19 protein-coding genes are annotated in these 16,179 nt (G+C 65.6%); 13 read left to right on the top strand and 6 right to left on the bottom strand.

Translation table 11 applies throughout. The features are described 5' to 3' along the window. The first annotated feature begins 19 nt into the window (after positions 1 to 19). The 10 genes from AC1DX5_RS08000 to queE all read left to right on the top strand — a co-directional run bounded on the left by AC1DX5_RS08000 (position 20) and on the right by queE (position 9,847). Positions 20 to 778 (top strand): SDR family oxidoreductase, encoded by a 759-nt coding sequence (locus AC1DX5_RS08000; RefSeq protein ID WP_465173750.1) that lies wholly within the window; start codon positions 20 to 22, stop codon positions 776 to 778. Further along, entirely contained in the window at positions 775 to 1,890 is a 1,116-nt protein-coding gene (locus AC1DX5_RS07995) for a glycoside hydrolase family 130 protein (RefSeq protein WP_465173749.1), read from the top strand. The genes AC1DX5_RS08000 and AC1DX5_RS07995 overlap by 4 nt, the downstream gene beginning before the upstream one ends. A gap of 48 nt (positions 1,891 to 1,938) precedes the next feature. After that, positions 1,939 to 3,075, top strand: a complete 1,137-nt coding sequence (locus AC1DX5_RS07990) for a glycosyltransferase (RefSeq protein WP_478014772.1) — start codon at positions 1,939 to 1,941, stop codon at positions 3,073 to 3,075. 66 nt (positions 3,076 to 3,141) lie between these two features. Then, on the top strand, positions 3,142 to 4,545 hold the full coding sequence (locus AC1DX5_RS07985; protein WP_465176977.1) for an NAD(P)H-dependent flavin oxidoreductase: 1,404 nt from the start codon (positions 3,142 to 3,144) through the stop codon (positions 4,543 to 4,545). A gap of 128 nt (positions 4,546 to 4,673) precedes the next feature. After that, complete coding sequence (locus tag AC1DX5_RS07980) at positions 4,674 to 5,846, top strand: acetylornithine transaminase (protein WP_465176976.1); 1,173 nt, start codon at positions 4,674 to 4,676, stop codon at positions 5,844 to 5,846. Continuing rightward, positions 5,824 to 6,771 carry an ornithine carbamoyltransferase gene (gene argF / locus AC1DX5_RS07975; RefSeq protein ID WP_478014771.1) on the top strand — a complete coding sequence of 316 codons (948 nt, stop codon included), beginning with the start codon at positions 5,824 to 5,826 and terminating at the stop codon, positions 6,769 to 6,771. The genes AC1DX5_RS07980 and argF overlap by 23 nt, the downstream gene beginning before the upstream one ends. Positions 6,772 to 6,897: 126 nt before the next feature. After that, positions 6,898 to 7,812, top strand: a complete 915-nt coding sequence (gene hslO, locus AC1DX5_RS07970) for an Hsp33 family molecular chaperone HslO (protein ID WP_478014770.1) — start codon at positions 6,898 to 6,900, stop codon at positions 7,810 to 7,812. Positions 7,813 to 7,907: 95 nt separating this feature from the next. Continuing rightward, positions 7,908 to 8,342 carry a DUF3617 domain-containing protein gene (locus tag AC1DX5_RS07965; protein WP_478014769.1) on the top strand — a complete coding sequence of 145 codons (435 nt, stop codon included), beginning with the start codon at positions 7,908 to 7,910 and terminating at the stop codon, positions 8,340 to 8,342. Between the two features lie 172 nt (positions 8,343 to 8,514). Then, on the top strand, positions 8,515 to 9,204 hold the full coding sequence (queC, locus tag AC1DX5_RS07960; RefSeq protein WP_465173743.1) for a 7-cyano-7-deazaguanine synthase QueC: 690 nt from the start codon (positions 8,515 to 8,517) through the stop codon (positions 9,202 to 9,204). 10 nt (positions 9,205 to 9,214) lie between these two features. Beyond that, on the top strand, positions 9,215 to 9,847 hold the full coding sequence (gene queE, locus AC1DX5_RS07955) for a 7-carboxy-7-deazaguanine synthase (protein WP_465173742.1): 633 nt from the start codon (positions 9,215 to 9,217) through the stop codon (positions 9,845 to 9,847). 9 nt (positions 9,848 to 9,856) lie between these two features. Here queE and AC1DX5_RS07950 read toward each other — a convergent pair whose 3' ends face one another. The 3 genes from AC1DX5_RS07950 to lipB form a co-directional block, all read right to left on the bottom strand. Further along, the gene (locus AC1DX5_RS07950; RefSeq protein ID WP_465173741.1) at positions 9,857 to 10,540 is read right to left on the bottom strand and encodes a hypothetical protein; all 684 of its coding nucleotides are present in this window, start codon (positions 10,538 to 10,540) and stop codon (positions 9,857 to 9,859) included. A 161-nt stretch (positions 10,541 to 10,701) separates the two neighbouring features. Then, positions 10,702 to 10,953 carry a hypothetical protein gene (locus tag AC1DX5_RS07945; protein ID WP_465173740.1) on the bottom strand — a complete coding sequence of 84 codons (252 nt, stop codon included), beginning with the start codon at positions 10,951 to 10,953 and terminating at the stop codon, positions 10,702 to 10,704. An 89-nt stretch (positions 10,954 to 11,042) separates the two neighbouring features. Then, the gene (lipB, locus tag AC1DX5_RS07940; protein ID WP_465173739.1) at positions 11,043 to 11,723 is read right to left on the bottom strand and encodes a lipoyl(octanoyl) transferase LipB; all 681 of its coding nucleotides are present in this window, start codon (positions 11,721 to 11,723) and stop codon (positions 11,043 to 11,045) included. Positions 11,724 to 11,840: 117 nt separating this feature from the next. Between lipB and AC1DX5_RS07935 the strand changes: the two genes are divergently transcribed. After that, positions 11,841 to 12,656, top strand: a complete 816-nt coding sequence (locus AC1DX5_RS07935; RefSeq protein ID WP_478014768.1) for a hypothetical protein — start codon at positions 11,841 to 11,843, stop codon at positions 12,654 to 12,656. Further along, positions 12,653 to 13,399, top strand: a complete 747-nt coding sequence (locus AC1DX5_RS07930) for a hypothetical protein (protein ID WP_478014767.1) — start codon at positions 12,653 to 12,655, stop codon at positions 13,397 to 13,399. The genes AC1DX5_RS07935 and AC1DX5_RS07930 overlap by 4 nt, the downstream gene beginning before the upstream one ends. Here the strand turns inward: AC1DX5_RS07930 and AC1DX5_RS07925 are convergent. The 3 genes from AC1DX5_RS07925 to AC1DX5_RS07915 all read right to left on the bottom strand — a co-directional run bounded on the left by AC1DX5_RS07925 (position 13,366) and on the right by AC1DX5_RS07915 (position 15,408). After that, positions 13,366 to 13,962 (bottom strand): GNAT family N-acetyltransferase, encoded by a 597-nt coding sequence (locus tag AC1DX5_RS07925; protein WP_465173736.1) that lies wholly within the window; start codon positions 13,960 to 13,962, stop codon positions 13,366 to 13,368. The two genes, AC1DX5_RS07930 and AC1DX5_RS07925, sit on opposite strands and share 34 nt — an antisense overlap. A 4-nt stretch (positions 13,963 to 13,966) precedes the next feature. After that, positions 13,967 to 14,827, bottom strand: a complete 861-nt coding sequence (hemF, locus tag AC1DX5_RS07920) for an oxygen-dependent coproporphyrinogen oxidase (RefSeq protein ID WP_478014766.1) — start codon at positions 14,825 to 14,827, stop codon at positions 13,967 to 13,969. Positions 14,828 to 14,955: 128 nt separating this feature from the next. Further along, the gene (locus AC1DX5_RS07915; protein WP_465173734.1) at positions 14,956 to 15,408 is read right to left on the bottom strand and encodes a tRNA (cytidine(34)-2'-O)-methyltransferase; all 453 of its coding nucleotides are present in this window, start codon (positions 15,406 to 15,408) and stop codon (positions 14,956 to 14,958) included. A gap of 184 nt (positions 15,409 to 15,592) precedes the next feature. On the opposite strand from AC1DX5_RS07915, the gene petA reads away from it, so the two are divergent. Then, a complete protein-coding gene (gene petA / locus AC1DX5_RS07910; protein ID WP_465173732.1) occupies positions 15,593 to 16,177 on the top strand; it encodes a ubiquinol-cytochrome c reductase iron-sulfur subunit in 585 nt (194 codons plus the stop codon). The last annotated feature ends 2 nt before the right edge of the window (positions 16,178 to 16,179 follow it).

Here is a 16,179-nt window from a genome sequence, read left to right as displayed (position 1 = left end):
ACATCAGCGGGAGGCTTTCATGCTCGATCTGTCGGATGCCCATACCGAGGTCGTCGGCCTTGCCGGCAAGCGTGCCCTGATCACCGGCGGCACCACCGGCATCGGCCGCGCCATCGCGGTGCTGCTCGCGTCCGAAGGCGTGCGCGTCTTCATCTGCGGCCGCGATCCGCGGCATCTCGACGACGCGCTCGCGCGCATCCGCGAAGTGGGGGAGGGCAGCGGCATCGCCACCGACCTCGCCGATCCGGACAATGTCGCTGCGTTTGTCGACAAGGCCGTGGCCTGGCTCGGCGGCCTCGACATCGCCGTGGTCAACGCGGCGATATCGGCCGAGGGGCTCAGCGACATGTCCGAACAGGACCTGCGTTACGCCATCGCGACGGATTTCACCGCCTATCTGCTCACCGCGCACGCGGCGGTGGAGAAGCTCGACGGGCAGGGCGACATCGTGCTGATCGGCTCGATGAGCGCCCATAAGCTGGGCCCGCACTCGACCGTCTATGCCGGCATCAAATACGGCATCCAGGGTTTCGCCGAGGCGTTCCGCCGCGAGATGGGGCCGAACGGCGTGAAGGTGGCGCTGGTCGAGCCCGGCAAGACCGGCGCCGACATGCAATTGCCCGATATCCCGCCCGAGAAGCAGCGCGCGATGATCCACAAGGACGAGATGCTGCGCGCTGAGGACATTGCCGTCGGTGTCCACTACATCCTCACTCAACCCAACCGCGCGGTCGTCCAGCAATTGACGATCACGCCCCGCATGCAGGCTGATGAATGACCTTTTCCTTCGACCGCCTCGTCTTCGCCCCTACTGACATCGACCTGTCGCGCTCGCCGCTCGCCGGCAAGCTCGGCGCGGAAACCTATATCCTCGGCGCCTTCAACCCGGGGATGACGCGGCTGCCCAACGGCAATCTGTTGCTGATGGTACGCGTGGCCGAGGCACTGCGCACCCCGATCTCGGACGGGCATATCCATGCGATCCGTTGGGAAGACGGGGCTTATAAGCTCGACGCCTGGCCGCTCGACTTCGTCGACACCTCCGATCCGCGCAAGTTCATGATGCGCGGCGGCGGCTGGAAGGTGATGGCGCTGACCTCCTTGTCCTGGCTGCTTCCGGTCGAGCTGTCGGCCGACGGCCGCGGCGTCGTCGCGGTGCATTACGACCGCGCGATCACCCCCCGCGCACCCTACCAATGTTACGGCGTGGAGGATGCGCGGATCAGCAAGGTCGGCGACCGCTATCTGATGACGACCTGCTCGGTCAGCCCGGAACGCCATTCGACCACGCTCTATTCCTCGGACGATGCGATGGAATGGACGCTCGAGGGCATCGTGCTCGACCATCAGAACAAGGACATGCTGATCTTCGAAGGCCTGATCGGCGGCAAGCACTGGGCGCAGACCCGCCCACTCGGCGACCTTTATTTCGCCTATCCGCCCGGCAGCGAATGGCGTGCCGGCCCGTCGATCAACCTCGCCACCTCGCCCGACGCGTTGCACTGGAAGCCGTACGACAAGCCCGGCATCCGCCCGCATTCGGCGACCATGGCGACCGCGCGCATGGGCGGCGGCACGCCGCCGATCCTGACCGATGATGGATGGCTCAGCCTGTGGCACGGCGTCGAGCCGCTCGGCGTGGTCGGCATTTACCGCACCTATTGGTCGCTGCTCGACCGGGACGACCCCTCGAAGGTGATCCGTACCAGCCATGATCCGCTGATCGAGCCGGCGCCCACGCTGACCGATCCGCTCAAGGAGCTGATGTACCTCGACAATGTCGTGTTCACGACCGGCATCGCGGACGCAGGCGATCACTATATCGTGGCGAGCGGCGAGGCCGACCTGGCGTGCCGCATCACCCACATCCCGAAGACCGCGTTCGCTTGAGCGGCAGGTAATGACGCACTCCTGTTTTCCCGCTAACGCACCCTCCCGATGCCGCAGCCCGTCAACATCCTGCACCTGCACTCGACCTTTGGCCCCAGCGATGCGGCGGCGCGCGCGGTCCGGCTGATGAACGCGTTCGGCGGCCATGCGCGCCACACCATCGTCTCCGGCATGCCCGACCAGCTCGGCGCGCGCGACGCCATCGCACCGGGCATCGCCCATGAGATCGCGCAGAACCCGCCGCCGCTCACCGGCAAACCCTCGGTCTCGCGCTACGAGGCGCTGGCCAGGTTCATGCGCCGCTTCGATCTGGTGCTGACCTACAACTGGGGCGCGGTCGACGGCGTGATGGCGCGGCGCGTCTTCTCGAAGGGCATGCCGCCGCTGGTCCATCACGAGGACGGCTTCGATGCCGATGAGGCGGGCGGGCTGAAGATCGAGCGCAACATGTACCGCCGCCTCGCGTTGCCCGCGGCACACGCGCTGGTCGTGCCGTCGCAGACCTTGGAGAAGATCGCGCAGAAGAGCTGGAAGCAGCCCGAAAGCCGCGTCCACCGCATCCCCAACGGCATCGCCACCGCGCTCTACGCGACGAAGCCCGATCCGAAGGCGATCCCCGGCTTCCGCCGCAAGCCCGGCGAAGTGGTGATCGGCACGATCGCCGACCTGAGCGCGGTAAAGGATCTGCCCGCCCTGGTCCGCGCCACCGGCGGTGTCTCGGCGCGCGTCCGGCTGGTCATTGTCGGGGARGGGCCGGAGCGCGAGCGAATCATGGATACGGCCGAGGCGATGGGCATGGAGGATCGCCTCCATCTGCCCGGCTTCCTGCCCGATCCGCACCGCTATATCGGCCTGTTCGACATCCTCGCGCTTTCGTCGAAGAGCGAGCAATTCCCCATCGCCGTGATCGAGGGCATGGCCGCCGGCCTGCCGATCGTCGCGCCCAAAATGGGGGACATCCCGCAGATGGTCGCGCCGGAGAACCAGGTGTATATCGTCGATCGGGGCGAAGTCCGGTTGCGGGATTCGCTCCAGGCGCTCGCTGGATGCACGCCCGCCGCGCGGGCTTTTGTCGGCGCCCGAAACCGGGCAAAGGCCGTCGTCGACTATGACGAAACTGTCATGATCGCTCGATACAGGGCGCTTTACGAAGAGGCGATGGGCAGGCCAGGGGCCCTGGGCTGAGTCGCAATTCGCTCGCTAAGCGCAACCCAGACGCTATATCGAACGTATGTTAAAGTTGGAGGTCGTGTGTTCAAAGGTCTGAAGCCCATCATCTATAACGGTCAGGAAGTCTGGCCGCTGGTGGAGGGTGGAAAAGGCGTTGCCGCGACCAACCACGCGTCGGCCGGCGCCTGGGCTGCGGCCGGCGGAATCGGCACCGTTTCCGCCGTGAATGCCGACAGCTACGATCCCGACGGCAAGATCATCCCGCAGGTCTACCGCGCGCTCAATCGCCGAGAGCGGCACGAGGAACTGATCGAATACGCGATCGAGGGCGCTGTGCAGCAGGTCAAGCGCGCGTTCGACATCTCGGGCGGCAAGGGCGCGATCAACATCAACGTGCTGTGGGAAATGGGCGGTGCCCAGCGCATCCTGCACGGCGTCCTGGAACGGACCCGCGGCATGGTCGCGGGCGTCACCTGCGGCGCGGGCATGCCCTACAAGCTGTCCGAGATCGCGGCCTCCTATAACGTCAACTACCTGCCGATCATCAGCTCCGGCCGCGCCTTCCGCGCGCTGTGGAAGCGGGCCTATTCCAAGGCGTCGGACTGGCTGGCGGCGGTAGTCTACGAGGATCCCTGGCTCGCCGGCGGCCATAACGGCCTGTCCAACGCCGAGGACCCGCTCAAGCCGGAGGATCCCTATCCCCGCGTCAAGGCGCTGCGCGAGACGATGCGCGAGGGTGGCATTTCGGACGACGTGCCGATCGTGATGGCCGGCGGCGTCTGGTATCTGCGCGACTGGAACAACTGGATCGACAATCCCGAACTCGGCAGCATCGCCTTCCAGTTCGGTACACGGCCGTTGCTGACTCAGGAAAGCCCGATCCCGGAAGGCTGGAAGGCCAAGCTGACGGATATCGAGGAAGGTGAAGTCCTGCTCCACCGCTTCTCGCCCACCGGCTTCTATTCCAGCGCGGTCCGCAATCCTTTCCTTCGCCTGCTCGAGGCACGCTCCGAGCGGCAGATCGCCTTCTCCACCCAGGAGGCTGGTGACCACATCTTCCAGCTCGACGTGGGCGTGAAGGGCAAGAACTTCTGGGTGACCCGCAACGATCTGTTGCGCGCGCGTCAGTGGTTCGGTGAAGGCTTCACCGACGCACTCAAGACTCCCGACAACACCCTGGTCTTCGTCACGCCCGAGGAAAAGGGCGTGATCCGCAAGGACCAGGCCGATTGCATGGGCTGCCTCAGCCAGTGCGCCTTCTCCTCCTGGGCCGACAGCGAGACCAACTCGACCGGCCGCCTCGCCGATCCGCGCAGCTTCTGCATCCAGAAGACCCTGCAGGACATCGCGCATGGCGGGCCGATCGAGCAGAACCTGATGTTCGCCGGACACGGTGCCTATAATTTCAAGAAGGACCCCTTCTATTCGAACGGCTTCGTGCCGACGGTGAAGCAGCTCGTCGACCGGATCCTGACCGGCGACTGACCGCGTTCGGGCCACCTCGTCTGCAATATTGACGCAGGTGGTCCCACCCTCGTAAACACCCGCTCCGGGCGGCCCGGCTGGGCCGCCCTTTTCTATTGAGGAGACCTGCGGTGCCCATCACCCCACTCATGCCCGTCTATCCCCGCAGCGGGGTGCGGCCGGTGCGAGGCGAGGGCTGCTACCTGATCGGGGAGCAGGGCGAACGCTATCTCGATTTCGCCAGCGGCATCGCGGTCAACGCGCTCGGCCATAGTCATCCCAAGCTGGTCAAGGCGATCGCCGATCAGGCCGCGACGCTGATGCATGTGTCGAACCTGTACGGCAGCCCGCAGGGTGAGCATCTCGCGCAACGGCTGGTCGACGCGACCTTCGCCGACACGGTGTTCTTCACCAATTCGGGCGCCGAGGCGGTCGAGTGCGCGATCAAGACCGCGCGCCGCTACCATTATGCCAATGGCAATCCGCAGCGTCACACGCTGATCACCTTCGACACGGCCTTTCACGGCCGCACGCTCGGCACGATCAGCGCGACCAACCAGCCCAAGATGCGCGACGGGTTCGAGCCGTTGCTGCCGGGTTTCGCCTATGCGCAGTTCAACGATCTCGAAGGCGCGCTGGCGCTGATCGACGACAATACCGCCGGTTTCCTGGTCGAGCCGATCCAGGGCGAAGGCGGTATCCGTGCGGCGACCGAGGAATTCCTCCAGGGCCTGCGCAAGGCCTGCGACGAGCACGGCCTGTTGCTGGTGCTGGACGAGGTGCAGGCCGGCTATGGCCGGACCGGCAAGTTCCTGGCGCACGAGAATTACGGCGTGACGCCGGATATCGCTGCGGTCGCCAAGGGCATCGGCGCGGGCTTCCCGCTCGGCGCCTGCCTCGCGACCGAGGAAGCGGCCAAGGGCATGGTAATCGGCACGCACGGATCGACCTATGGCGGCAACCCGCTCGCCATGGCGGCGGGCGAGGCAGTGCTCGACGTGATCCTGGAGCCCGGCTTCCTCAACAATGTCGTGACGATGGGCGACCGGCTGCGCCAGGGGCTCGAACAGATGATCCCCAACCACGATCAGTTGTTCGACAGCGTGCGCGGCAAGGGTCTGATGCTCGGCGTCAAGCTCAAGTCCGACAGCCGCCGATTCGTCGCGCACTGCCGCGACAATCACGGCCTGTTGCTGGTTGCGGCCGGCGAGAATGTGGTGCGTATCCTGCCGCCGCTGGTGATCGACGAGAGTCATATCGCCGAGTGTATCGAGAAGCTGTCCGAGGCCGCGCGGGTCTATGTGCCCGCGTCAGACGACTAGCGTGTCGCTCCGCCACTTTCTCGACCTGTCGGACGCGGGCGCTGACGGCATCGCCGCGATGCTGGCTGACGCGATCGACCGCARGGCAGCGCGCGTCGGCTGGCCGAAGGGCGGGGCGGATGCCGATGCCCCGCTCGCCGGCCATACGCTGGCGATGGTGTTCGAGAAGAACTCGACCCGAACTCGTGTGTCGTTCGACATGTCGATCCGCCAGCTCGGCGGCAGCTCGATCGTGATGGATGCCGGCACCACGCAGCTCGGTCGCGGCGAGACCGTGGCCGATACGGCACGCGTGCTCTCGGGCTATTGCGACGCGATCATGATCCGCACCGACGACCACAGGAAGGTCGAGGAGATGGTGGCCTATGCCAGTGTGCCGGTCATCAACGGCCTGACCGACTGGTCGCATCCGTGCCAGCTCGTTGCCGACCTGCTGACCATCGTCGAAAGCGGCAAGGCGCTGCCCGGGCTCAAGGTCGCCTGGCTGGGTGATGGCAACAATGTCCTCAACTCCCTGGTCGAGGCGGCGTCGCTGCTGCATTTCGATGTGATCGCGGCGTGCCCTCAGGGGTTTCAGCCGGATGAGGGCGTGATCGAGCGCGCCGCTGGCCGCGCCCGTGTCGTCGCCGATCCGCGCGAGGCAGTCGAGGGTGCGGACGTCGTCGTCACCGACACCTGGATATCGATGGGCCAGCTCCATGCCGAGACGAAGCTCGCGGCGATGATGCCCTATCAGGTCACCGAGGCGCTGATGGGCATGGCGAAGCCCGAGGCGAAGTTCCTCCACTGCCTGCCGGCGCACCGCGAGGAGGAAGTCGTCTCGGCGGTGATCGATGGTCCGCAGTCGCTGATCTGGGAGGAGGCGGAGAACCGGCTTCATGCCCAGAAGTCCATCCTGCGCTGGTGCTTCGGCCAGATCGGTTGATCGGCGCTCCAGCGCACCTATCTTCCTCGTACCAGAATCCCGTTCGCCCCGAGCCAGTCGAGGGGCCGTTCTCTCTTCGCTGAAGAAAGAACGGGGCTTCGATCAGCTCAGCCCGAATGGTATGGAATGACTCAGACAGAATCCCAGGACCTCGACCGCGCGCTCGGTTTCACCCTCCCGGGACGTCATGCGCGCGGCCGGATCGTGCGCCTTGGGCCGGTGCTCGACGAGATACTCGGCGCCCATGCCTATCCGCCGGCGATCGAAGCGTTGCTTGCCGAAGCACTGACCTTGGCCGCACTGATCGGGTCGACCTTGAAGGACGCGGGCGGGCAACTCACGCTTCAGGCGCAGACTGAGGGCGGTGTCGTCAGCTTGCTTGTTTGCGACTATCGCGGCGGCGAGTTGCGCGGTTATGTCCAGTTCGACGAGGACCGGCTGGCGGAAGGGCCGGAGGACCCGACCCTGTTTGCCCTGTTCGGTCAGGGCTATCTCGCAATCACCTTCGATCAGGCGGCGACCAAAGAGCGCTATCAGGGGATCGTCCCGCTCGACGGTGCGACGCTGGCCGAAGCGGCGCAGAATTATTTCGTGCAGTCGGAGCAGATCCCGACGCTGGTCCGGGTCGGCATCGCGCGCGGGGCCGATGGCCGGCACGTCGCGGGCGGCCTGTTCCTCCAGCATCTGCCGGAGGGCGAGGACGGGCGCGAGCGCCTTCATACCCGGCTCGACCATCCCGAATGGGAGCATGTCGCGTTGCTCGGCCAGACCATGGGCGCCGATGAGCTTGCCGATTCGTCGATCTCGCTCGACACGCTGATATGGCGGTTGTTCAACGAGGAGGATGAGGTCCGGCTGCTGAGCGACGCCCCGCTGGTGCGCGGCTGCCGTTGCTCGCCCGACTATATCGCATCGGTCCTGTCGCAATTTCCTCCCGAGGAACAGCGCTCGATGGCGGACGAGAATGGCATGATCGTGGTCGACTGCGCTTTTTGTGCGCGCAAATTCCCGGTGCCGGTGACCGATCATTACGCTGCCTGAACGTTGTTGAATCTCGTTCGCAACTGCGGCAGACAAGGGTGAGGGTCGCTGGCGTGATGCCCTGCAGGGGGCACCTGTAGCGAGCGAGGTTCTAGATGATCGATGTTCAGCGTATCGCGCGGCGTGCATTGGCCGGCCTGCTCCTTGCGGCAGGCCTCGGCACGGCAGCCCCTGCGCGTGCGCCTCAGCTCGCCGTGCTGACGCGCATCGAGACTGGCCAATGGCTGCTCCGCGAAGCCGGGGCGACCGCGCCCGGGCGTTCACTCTGCGTGTCCGATCCCGCCATATTGCTGCAGGTCGGCCATGTCGGCGCGCAATGCTCGCGCTTCGTGATCGCTGACGCGGCCGATAGCGCGACGGTCCATTATACCTGCCCCGGGGCCGGCCATGGCCGCACCGCGCTGACGCTGGAGACCCCACGCCTGCTGCATCTGCAGACTCAGGGCATCGCCAGCGGCGCGCCGTTCGATCTGGATTACGAGGCTCGCCGCACCGGCGCCTGTGCGCCCAGACCGCCCGCCACGCGTTAACGCGTTGGTTACCGTGTCCTGCTACACGAGGGGCGTGTCATCATCATCGGCACGGGTTTCTCCCTTTTGGCTCCGAGGAGCATCACTGGGTCGCTCAAGGGCGGCCCGTTTTTTGTGAGAGGGCGGCGCGGGATTGCGGAGCCGTGATGCAGGCCCTACCTCTCGCCCCATCATGACAAGTGCAACGACCCTGGCGGTCGCCCTGGTGTCGGGCGGTCTCGATTCGATGGTGGCGGCGGCGCGTGCTCGGGAGGACGGGCATCGGCTGCTCGCGCTGTCGGTCGACTATAATCAGCGCCACCGGCTCGAGCTCGATGCGGCACGGCGCGTCGCGGCGCTGCTCGAGGCGGAGCGTCATATCGTGCTGCCGCTCGATCTCTCTGCCTTTGGCGGTTCGGCGCTCACCGCCGACATCGCCGTGCCGAAGACTGGCGTGGAGGAGGGGATTCCCGTCACCTATGTCCCTGCGCGCAACACGATCTTCCTCAGCCTGGCGCTGGGCTGGGCCGAAGCGGCGGGTGCGCGCGACCTGTATATCGGCGTCAATGCGCTCGATTATTCGGGCTATCCCGATTGCCGCCCCGAATTCATCGCGGGGTTCGAGAAGCTCGCCGAACTCGCCACCAAGGCGGGGGTGGAGGGGCATCCGTTCCGCATCCACGCGCCGCTGCAGCACATGACCAAGGCGGACATCGTGCGCGAGGCGGCGCGGCTCGGGCTCGATGCCGGGATCAGCTGGTCCTGCTATGATCCGGCGCCGGGCGGCGTGCATTGCGGGCTGTGCGACAGCTGCCGCCTGCGCGCCAAGGGGTTCGAGGAAGCTGGTCTTCCCGATCCCACCCGCTACGCCGAAGTCGGCTGAGGCGCTCGCGATGAGCTATGCGGTCAAGGAAATGTTCCTAACCCTTCAGGGCGAGGGGGTGAATGCCGGGCGTCGCGCGGTGTTCGTGCGTTTCGCCGGCTGCAATCTCTGGTCGGGACGCGAGCAGGATCGCGCGACCGCCGTATGCCGTTTCTGCGATACCGATTTTGTCGGCACGGACGGTGCCGGCGGCGGCAAGTTCGCCGATGCCGGCGTGCTAGCCATGGCAGTCGCGGATCATTGGGGCGATGGCGCAGCCGAGCGCTTCGTCGTGCTGACAGGTGGCGAGCCGATGCTGCAGGTCGACGATGCGCTGGTCGATGCGCTCCACGCGGCCGACTTCACGATCGCGATCGAGAGCAACGGGACCATCCCCGCGCATCCCGGCATCGATTGGGTCTGCATCAGCCCCAAGGCGGGCAGTGTGGTCGTCCAGCGCTCGGGCGACGAGCTGAAGCTGGTCTGGCCGCAGGCCGGTACCGATGTCGAGGCGATCGAAGGATGGGACTTCCGCCATTTCCTGGTCCAGCCGATGGACGACGCGCGGATGGCAGAGAATCAGGCGGCCGCGATCGATTTCGTGCTCGCCCGGCCGCATTGGCGCCTGACCCTGCAGGCGCACAAGGCGCTGGGATTGCGCTAGAACGCCAGCCTAGTTGATCGCGCTCAGCTGGAAGGCGCCGCATTTCCTGGCAACCCAAAGGCCCTTCTTGTCCCAGCATTTCTGGTCGAAATTAGGCAGGCTGCCCGACTGCCGCACGAACAACATGCCACGCGGATAGCGCTGGTCGCCGGTGGGGATCAGGCTGTTGCGAAGCTCGCGGGTGCGGCCCTCGGCAATCGTGTAGAAGGAGCCGCGCGGTGCGAAGATCGCGTCGCGAGCGATCCGGGCCGCAGTCTGGCAAAACCCATATTGGGCGGCGACGGTGGTGAAGCTGGAATAGGTGCGGGTGCCGAACTGGTCGAGCGCGGTCTGCCCAGCCTTCACGGTCTTGCCGGTGCGAGCAAAATATTTGGTCAGCGTGTCGTAGGATTTCTTCAGCTCATCCCCGTGATTCATCAGGATCACATTGTAGTTGGCCTGAGTCATCAGCGTAGGTTCGAACTGGCATTGTAGCGCCGCCACGTTGAGCGCGGCGCGCATGTTCCACACCAGCGCCGCGCGCTGCTCCGCCTCGGTCGCACCTGGCAGTTCCTGGCCGAGGCCGGTCTCATGGCCACGTACCGCAGCCCCGCTCATGTCCTTTTCGACCAGGAAAAACTGCGCCGAAGCAGGCGCGGCGGCGAAAGCGCCAAGCGCCACGGCGGACGAACAAAGGATATGCAACAGCTTCATATTCGCCTCGTCACCCTCTCGAAGACACTATGCGGCGTGGTTAAGGCTTTTCGATTCCCAACCCAAGCCTTTTCCTTCCTAGCACTTTTTGGTCGCGGTTGAATCGAAAGGGCCGCCCGGTCGCCCGGACGGCCCCTGAATAATCAAACCCTGACGGGTGATTACTGGACGTTCGTCGTCGTCGTCGAGGTCTCGTTGGTCACGACGGCGGTGTCGTTGCCGAGCATGTTGCCGTCCATCGACGTGCTGTCGACGGTGGTCATGTTGTCCGAGATCGTGGTCTCGTTGCCCATCTCGGTGATGGTGGTGTCGTTGGTGGTGGTCGTCTCGGTCTTCGGGCCGCAGGCCGAAACCATCAGCGCCGCGCCGGCGATCATCGAACCGGTAACGACCTTGGAAATGAATGCACGCATTGGAAAGCTCCCTAGATAGTGGATTTGGAAGGCCTCGAGACCCTTAATACCCAAACCGTGGTGGACATTAGTCTGATATCGACCGCCCCTCAAGCCTCGTTTTGCCGGGGACAAGAAAGAGTGTGCAGGAACGCAGGACAGGTAAACGCGAGCGCTGAGTCAAAAGTTGCAAAATCCGAAGGCTTGCCGAGCGCCGCGGCGCTCGTCACCGGATAGTCGGGCAGCCCGCACGGCACGATCCCGGCGAAGTGCGACAGATCGGGCGAAAGGTTGACCGAGAAGCCGTGCAAGGTCGTCCAGCGCCGGACCCTCACGCCGATCGCGCCGATCTTCGCCTCCGCCGTGCCGCCGAGAGGCAAGGGCATATTGGTCCAGATGCCGATGCGGCCGGGCGCGCGGAAGGCATGAATGCCGATCTCCGCCAGTGCCGCGATCAGCCATCCTTCGAGGCTGTGGACGAAATGCCGCACGTCGCGACCGCGCTTGTTGAGATCGAGGATGAGGTAGCCGATCCGCTGTCCAGGCCCATGATAGGTGTAGCGCCCGCCACGCCCGGTCTGGACGACCGGAAAGCGCGGATCGAGCAACTCGGCGGGGTCGGCGCTGGTACCGCCGGTATAGATGGGCGGGTGCTCGAGCAGCCAGATCAGCTCGCGCGCCGCGCCGGCGGCGACGGCCGCCGCGCGCGCCTCCATGGTGGCGATCGCGTCGTCATAGGGTATTGGCGCCGGCTCGACGCGCCATTCGATCTCGTCGGGAAGGGAAGTCACAAGGGCCCGATTGCGCCAGTCGCGCGTCTAGCGCAAGGATTGGCGTGCCGCGGGAAGCTGCGCTAACAGGGCCGCGCCGCCGATGCGCCATGGGAGGGCGCGACGTTTATGATAAGCATGGGAACGGTCTGGGATCGCACGACCGACTTCTTGGGGGACAATCTCTCCACGATTCTGCCGATTGCCTTCCTCGCGATCTTCCTGCCTTATGTCGCGCTAACACTTGCCATGCCGATCGCAGCTGCGGACGCCAGTCAATGGGGACTCTACGGCGTCGTGCTGCTGTGCTTTGTCGCGATGTCGTGGGGCAACCTGGCCCTTGTCGCTTTGTCGCTCAATCCGTCGGACGGCGCAGGGGGCGCGAGACAGGCAGCGGCGCGTCGCCTTCTCCCTACCCTGATGTTGTCGCTATTGCTTGCGGTCGCCATGATCGCCCTGCTCGCCGTTGCGTTGGCGGTCATCCTGCCGCTCAGCGGAATCGATCTCCAGCGCGCCATGTCGGGCGGCCCGGCGGACATGCCGTCAGGCCGCGCCGGGGTCCTCGGCCTGGGACTGCTTGCTTTAGTCGTGTGTCTGCTGTGGCTCTATGCCCGATTGGTGCTTTTCAGTCCGATCATGATCGCGGAGCGACGGGGAATTGGGGTGTTTTCGCGATCTTTCGCTCTGACCCGCGGCCTTGGCTTGAAGATCATGGGGGTATTGCTTCTCTATTCAATCGTCTCCTGGGTGGCCGCGAACGCGACGAAGTTCGTGTTCGGCTCGATCCTGCGCCTGCTCGACGAGCATGGCGGTGTCCTTACGCTCTCGACCATCGTCACGACGATCCTCGTCAGCCTGGTGACGACGATCTTCCTGGTCCTCGCAGCCACCTTTACGGGAAAGCTCTACCTGGCAGTGCGCGATGTGCGCGAGGCGATCGTCGACTCGCTATGACCCTTGATGTGAACGGCGTCTTCAATGACGCCTGGCGGCTGTGGAAGCGCGATCGAGACCTGCTGATCGGCGTGGCGGGGTTCTTCCTGTTCGTGCCCGAACTGGCGATGAAGCTGTTCGTCGCCCTGCCGCCGGATCCGCCGAGTCCGCTCGACAAGGCGGCGCTCAAGGCATGGCTCGACGCCCTGGAATCCTGGTCTTCCCAGTTCAGCCTGATCGTCATCCTGCTGTCGCTGATCGCCCTGTTCGGGACCGTCACGCTCTTCACCCTCTATCTCGACCCGGAGCGGCCGGACGCGAGGCGTGCCATGGCGCGCGCGCTGCGTCTGTTACCGCGCTTCCTGCTGCTCTCGTTCCTCGTCGCGGTGCCGGTCTATTTCGGCCTGATGCTGCTGTACCTGCCGGGCTTCTACGCCCAGGGGCGCCTGATGCTGGCTTTCCCAGTGGTCGTGGCCGACCAGCCCAAGGGTGCGCGCGGCGCGATGTCGCGGAGCCTGATACTGACTCGCGGTCACGGCCTGGTGCTGGCCGGGTTCGCCTGCGTGACGTTGGTCGGCGGCAACCTGCTTTCCTGGCCGTTCGTAGCGCTCGGCAAGGCGCTTGACGGGGCCCCGATGGCCAACCCCGTGGTCGCCGTGCTGCTGGATATCGGCGCGGCGGCCGGCGCCACGGTCGGCGCGCTCGCCGGAATCCTGATCCAGATCGCGCTTTACCGGCGGCTGACGTCCAGCCGGGGAATCTGAGGCGCCGCGTCCGCCGGCAGCACGCCGATCGCGCGCGGATCGGCAAAGGTCTCCACCGTCCGCGAGATCGCGGTGAAACCCGACGCGCGATAGAAACCGAGCGCCGAGGGATGATCGAGCGTGCAGGTGTGTACCCAGACCCGCTCGATCCCCCTGGCCCAGCCGCGCGCCAGCGCCTCGGCCATCAGCCAGCGGCCAAGACCTTGCCCGGCGAGTTCCGGAATCAGGCCGAAATAGGAGATCTCGCATTGAGCAGGGGTGCGAAAATCGAGCTCGAGCATGCCGACCTCGAGGCCGGCCGAATCGACCGCCGCGAAGATCGCGATGCCCGCGTCATGGATGATCGCGGTGAGGGCGGCATCGTCCATCACCAGCCGCGAAAACCAAAGCCAGGGCGCGCCGATTCGTTTGAACAGCGCGCGATATTTGTCCGGCGAGGGGGCGGGCCAGGCGACGAGGCGCAGGCGGGAAGCGGGCATCGGCCGCAGCGGCGGCCGCTGGCGCATCTCCAGCGTGGTGACGACCGTCGCCACCTCGTGCGACGGGACCGGTATCAATCCCACCCCATCACTCCCATGTGGCGACCGGCGGCAGGCTCATCAGGATCGCGTCGATATTGCCCCCGGTCTTGAGGCCGAACAGCGTGCCGCGATCATAGACGAGGTTGAACTCGGCATAGCGGCCGCGCCAGGCGCGCTGCGTGGCGAGATCGGCATCAGTGAACGTATCGCCCATGCGCCGCCGCACGATTCGCGGGAACGCGTCGAGAAAGGCGCGCCCGACATCCTGGGTGAAGGCGAAGTTCGCCGCGAAATCCCCTTCGAGATGATCGTAGAAGATACCGCCGACGCCGCGATGCACCTGGCGGTGCGGGATGTAGAAATAGTCGTCGGCCCATTGCCTGAAGCGCGGATAATGTGCGGGGTCGTGCCGGTCGCACGCCGCCTGCAGCGTGGCGTGGAAGTCCTCGGTATCCTCGGCCCGGGGCAGGGGCGGGTTGAGATCCGCGCCGCCGCCGAACCACCGCTTCGTCGTGACGAGGAAGCGCGTGTTCATGTGCACCGCCGGCACCTGCGGATTCGCCATGTGCGCGACCAGGCTGATGCCGGTCGCGAAGAATCGCGGATCCTCGCCCGCGCCGTGGATCGACTTCGCGAAATCGCCTTCGAAGGTACCGCCGACGGTCGAGACGTTGACGCCGACCTTTTCGAACACCTTGCCCTTCATCACGCCCCTTACGCCGCCACCGCCGGGCGCGCCCGACGGATCGGTCCGGTCCCAGGCGAGATAGTCGAACCGCGCGTCCGACCCGGCCTCGGCCTCGATCGATTCGAATTCGGCGCAGATCCGGTCGCGCAGGCTTTCGAACCAGGCGCGGGCGGTGGATTGTTCGGAGTCGAGTAAAAACGCGTCAGTCAAAAAGGTCACCGTTCGTCCCGAGTGCCATCGAGCCTGTCGAGATGGCGTATCGAAGGACGTGTGTCTCGATACGGGTTCTCGACAAGCTCGAACCCTACTCGACACGAACGGAGTTAGAATCAACCCAGAGTTGAAACTCAGTGCTTCGGCCAGCCCCTGGTCTGGCGCAGCGCCTCGCCCAGCGCGATTCCCGCGGCGACCGCGACGTTCAGCGACCTTCTGCCCGCCGCCAGCGGAATGCGGACCGCCAGGTCGGCGCGCGCATGGACGTCCGGCGGCACCCCCGCGCTCTCGCTGCCGAGGAGAAGCACGTCGTCCGCCTGGAACGTGGCTTCGTCGATACGAACGCCGCCGCGTGTCGTCAGCAGCACGATCCGGCCGGGCACCCGTGCCTCGAACGCCGTCCAGTCGACATGGCGGACCACCTGCGCGGCATCGAGATAGTCCATGCCCGCCCGGGCGAGCGCGCGGTCGCCCCAGGCGAATCCCATCGGTTCGATCAGGTCGACCCCGACCTCGAGACAGGTGCAAAGCCGGAGGATCGTGCCGACATTGCCGGCGATATCGGGCTGGTAAAGGGCCACACGCATGCCGCTCGCATAGGCCTTTGTGCGCTCGCGTAACAACAGGGCTAAAATGCTGTTGGCAAAGCGTGCCGCCCGCGTCTATCAGGCCGCCAGCCTCCGTGGGGACGGAGGATCGGTGGGCGTGCGCGGACCAATCGCAACGCGCTTCTCCGAACGTCGCCGCGACCTGAAGTGCAAGGGCAAGTGAATGGCAATTGTTGATACCGCCGTACCGCCTGGGGAAGACCCGGCACCGTTCCATGAGGAGGTGGAAGATCCCCGCCGCCGCGATTTCATCAATATCGCGGCTGTGGCCTGGATCGGCGTCGGCGGTGCTGTCGTCGTGCTGCCCCTGCTCAATCAGATGAACCCGTCGGCCGACGTGCTCGCGCAGTCGACCACCGAGATCGATCTCGCGAAGATCCAGCCCGGCCAGGCGATCAAGACCTCGTTCCGCAAGCAGCCGCTGTTCGTGCGCAACCTGACGCCGAAGGAAATCGCCGAGGCCGACGCGGTCCCGGTGAGCGAGCTGCGCGACCCGCAGACGCTGGCGCAGCGTACCAAGGAAGGCCACAAGAACTGGCTGATCACGCTGGGCGTGTGCACCCATCTCGGCTGCGTGCCGCTGGGCGCGGGCGAAGGCGAGAATCGCGGGCCGTTCGGCGGCTATTTCTGCCCGTGCCATGGTTCGGCCTACGATACCGCAGCGCGCATCCGCAAAGGCCCGGCCCCGAAGAATCTGGCGGTGCCCGACTACACCTTCAATTCTGCCACCACCGTAACGGTCGGTTGAGG

This window comes from Sphingomonas sp. P2_B6 (assembly GCF_056404755.1).
Note: the sequence above shows the minus strand (reverse complement) of the source record. Positions and strands in the feature narration are given on the sequence as shown.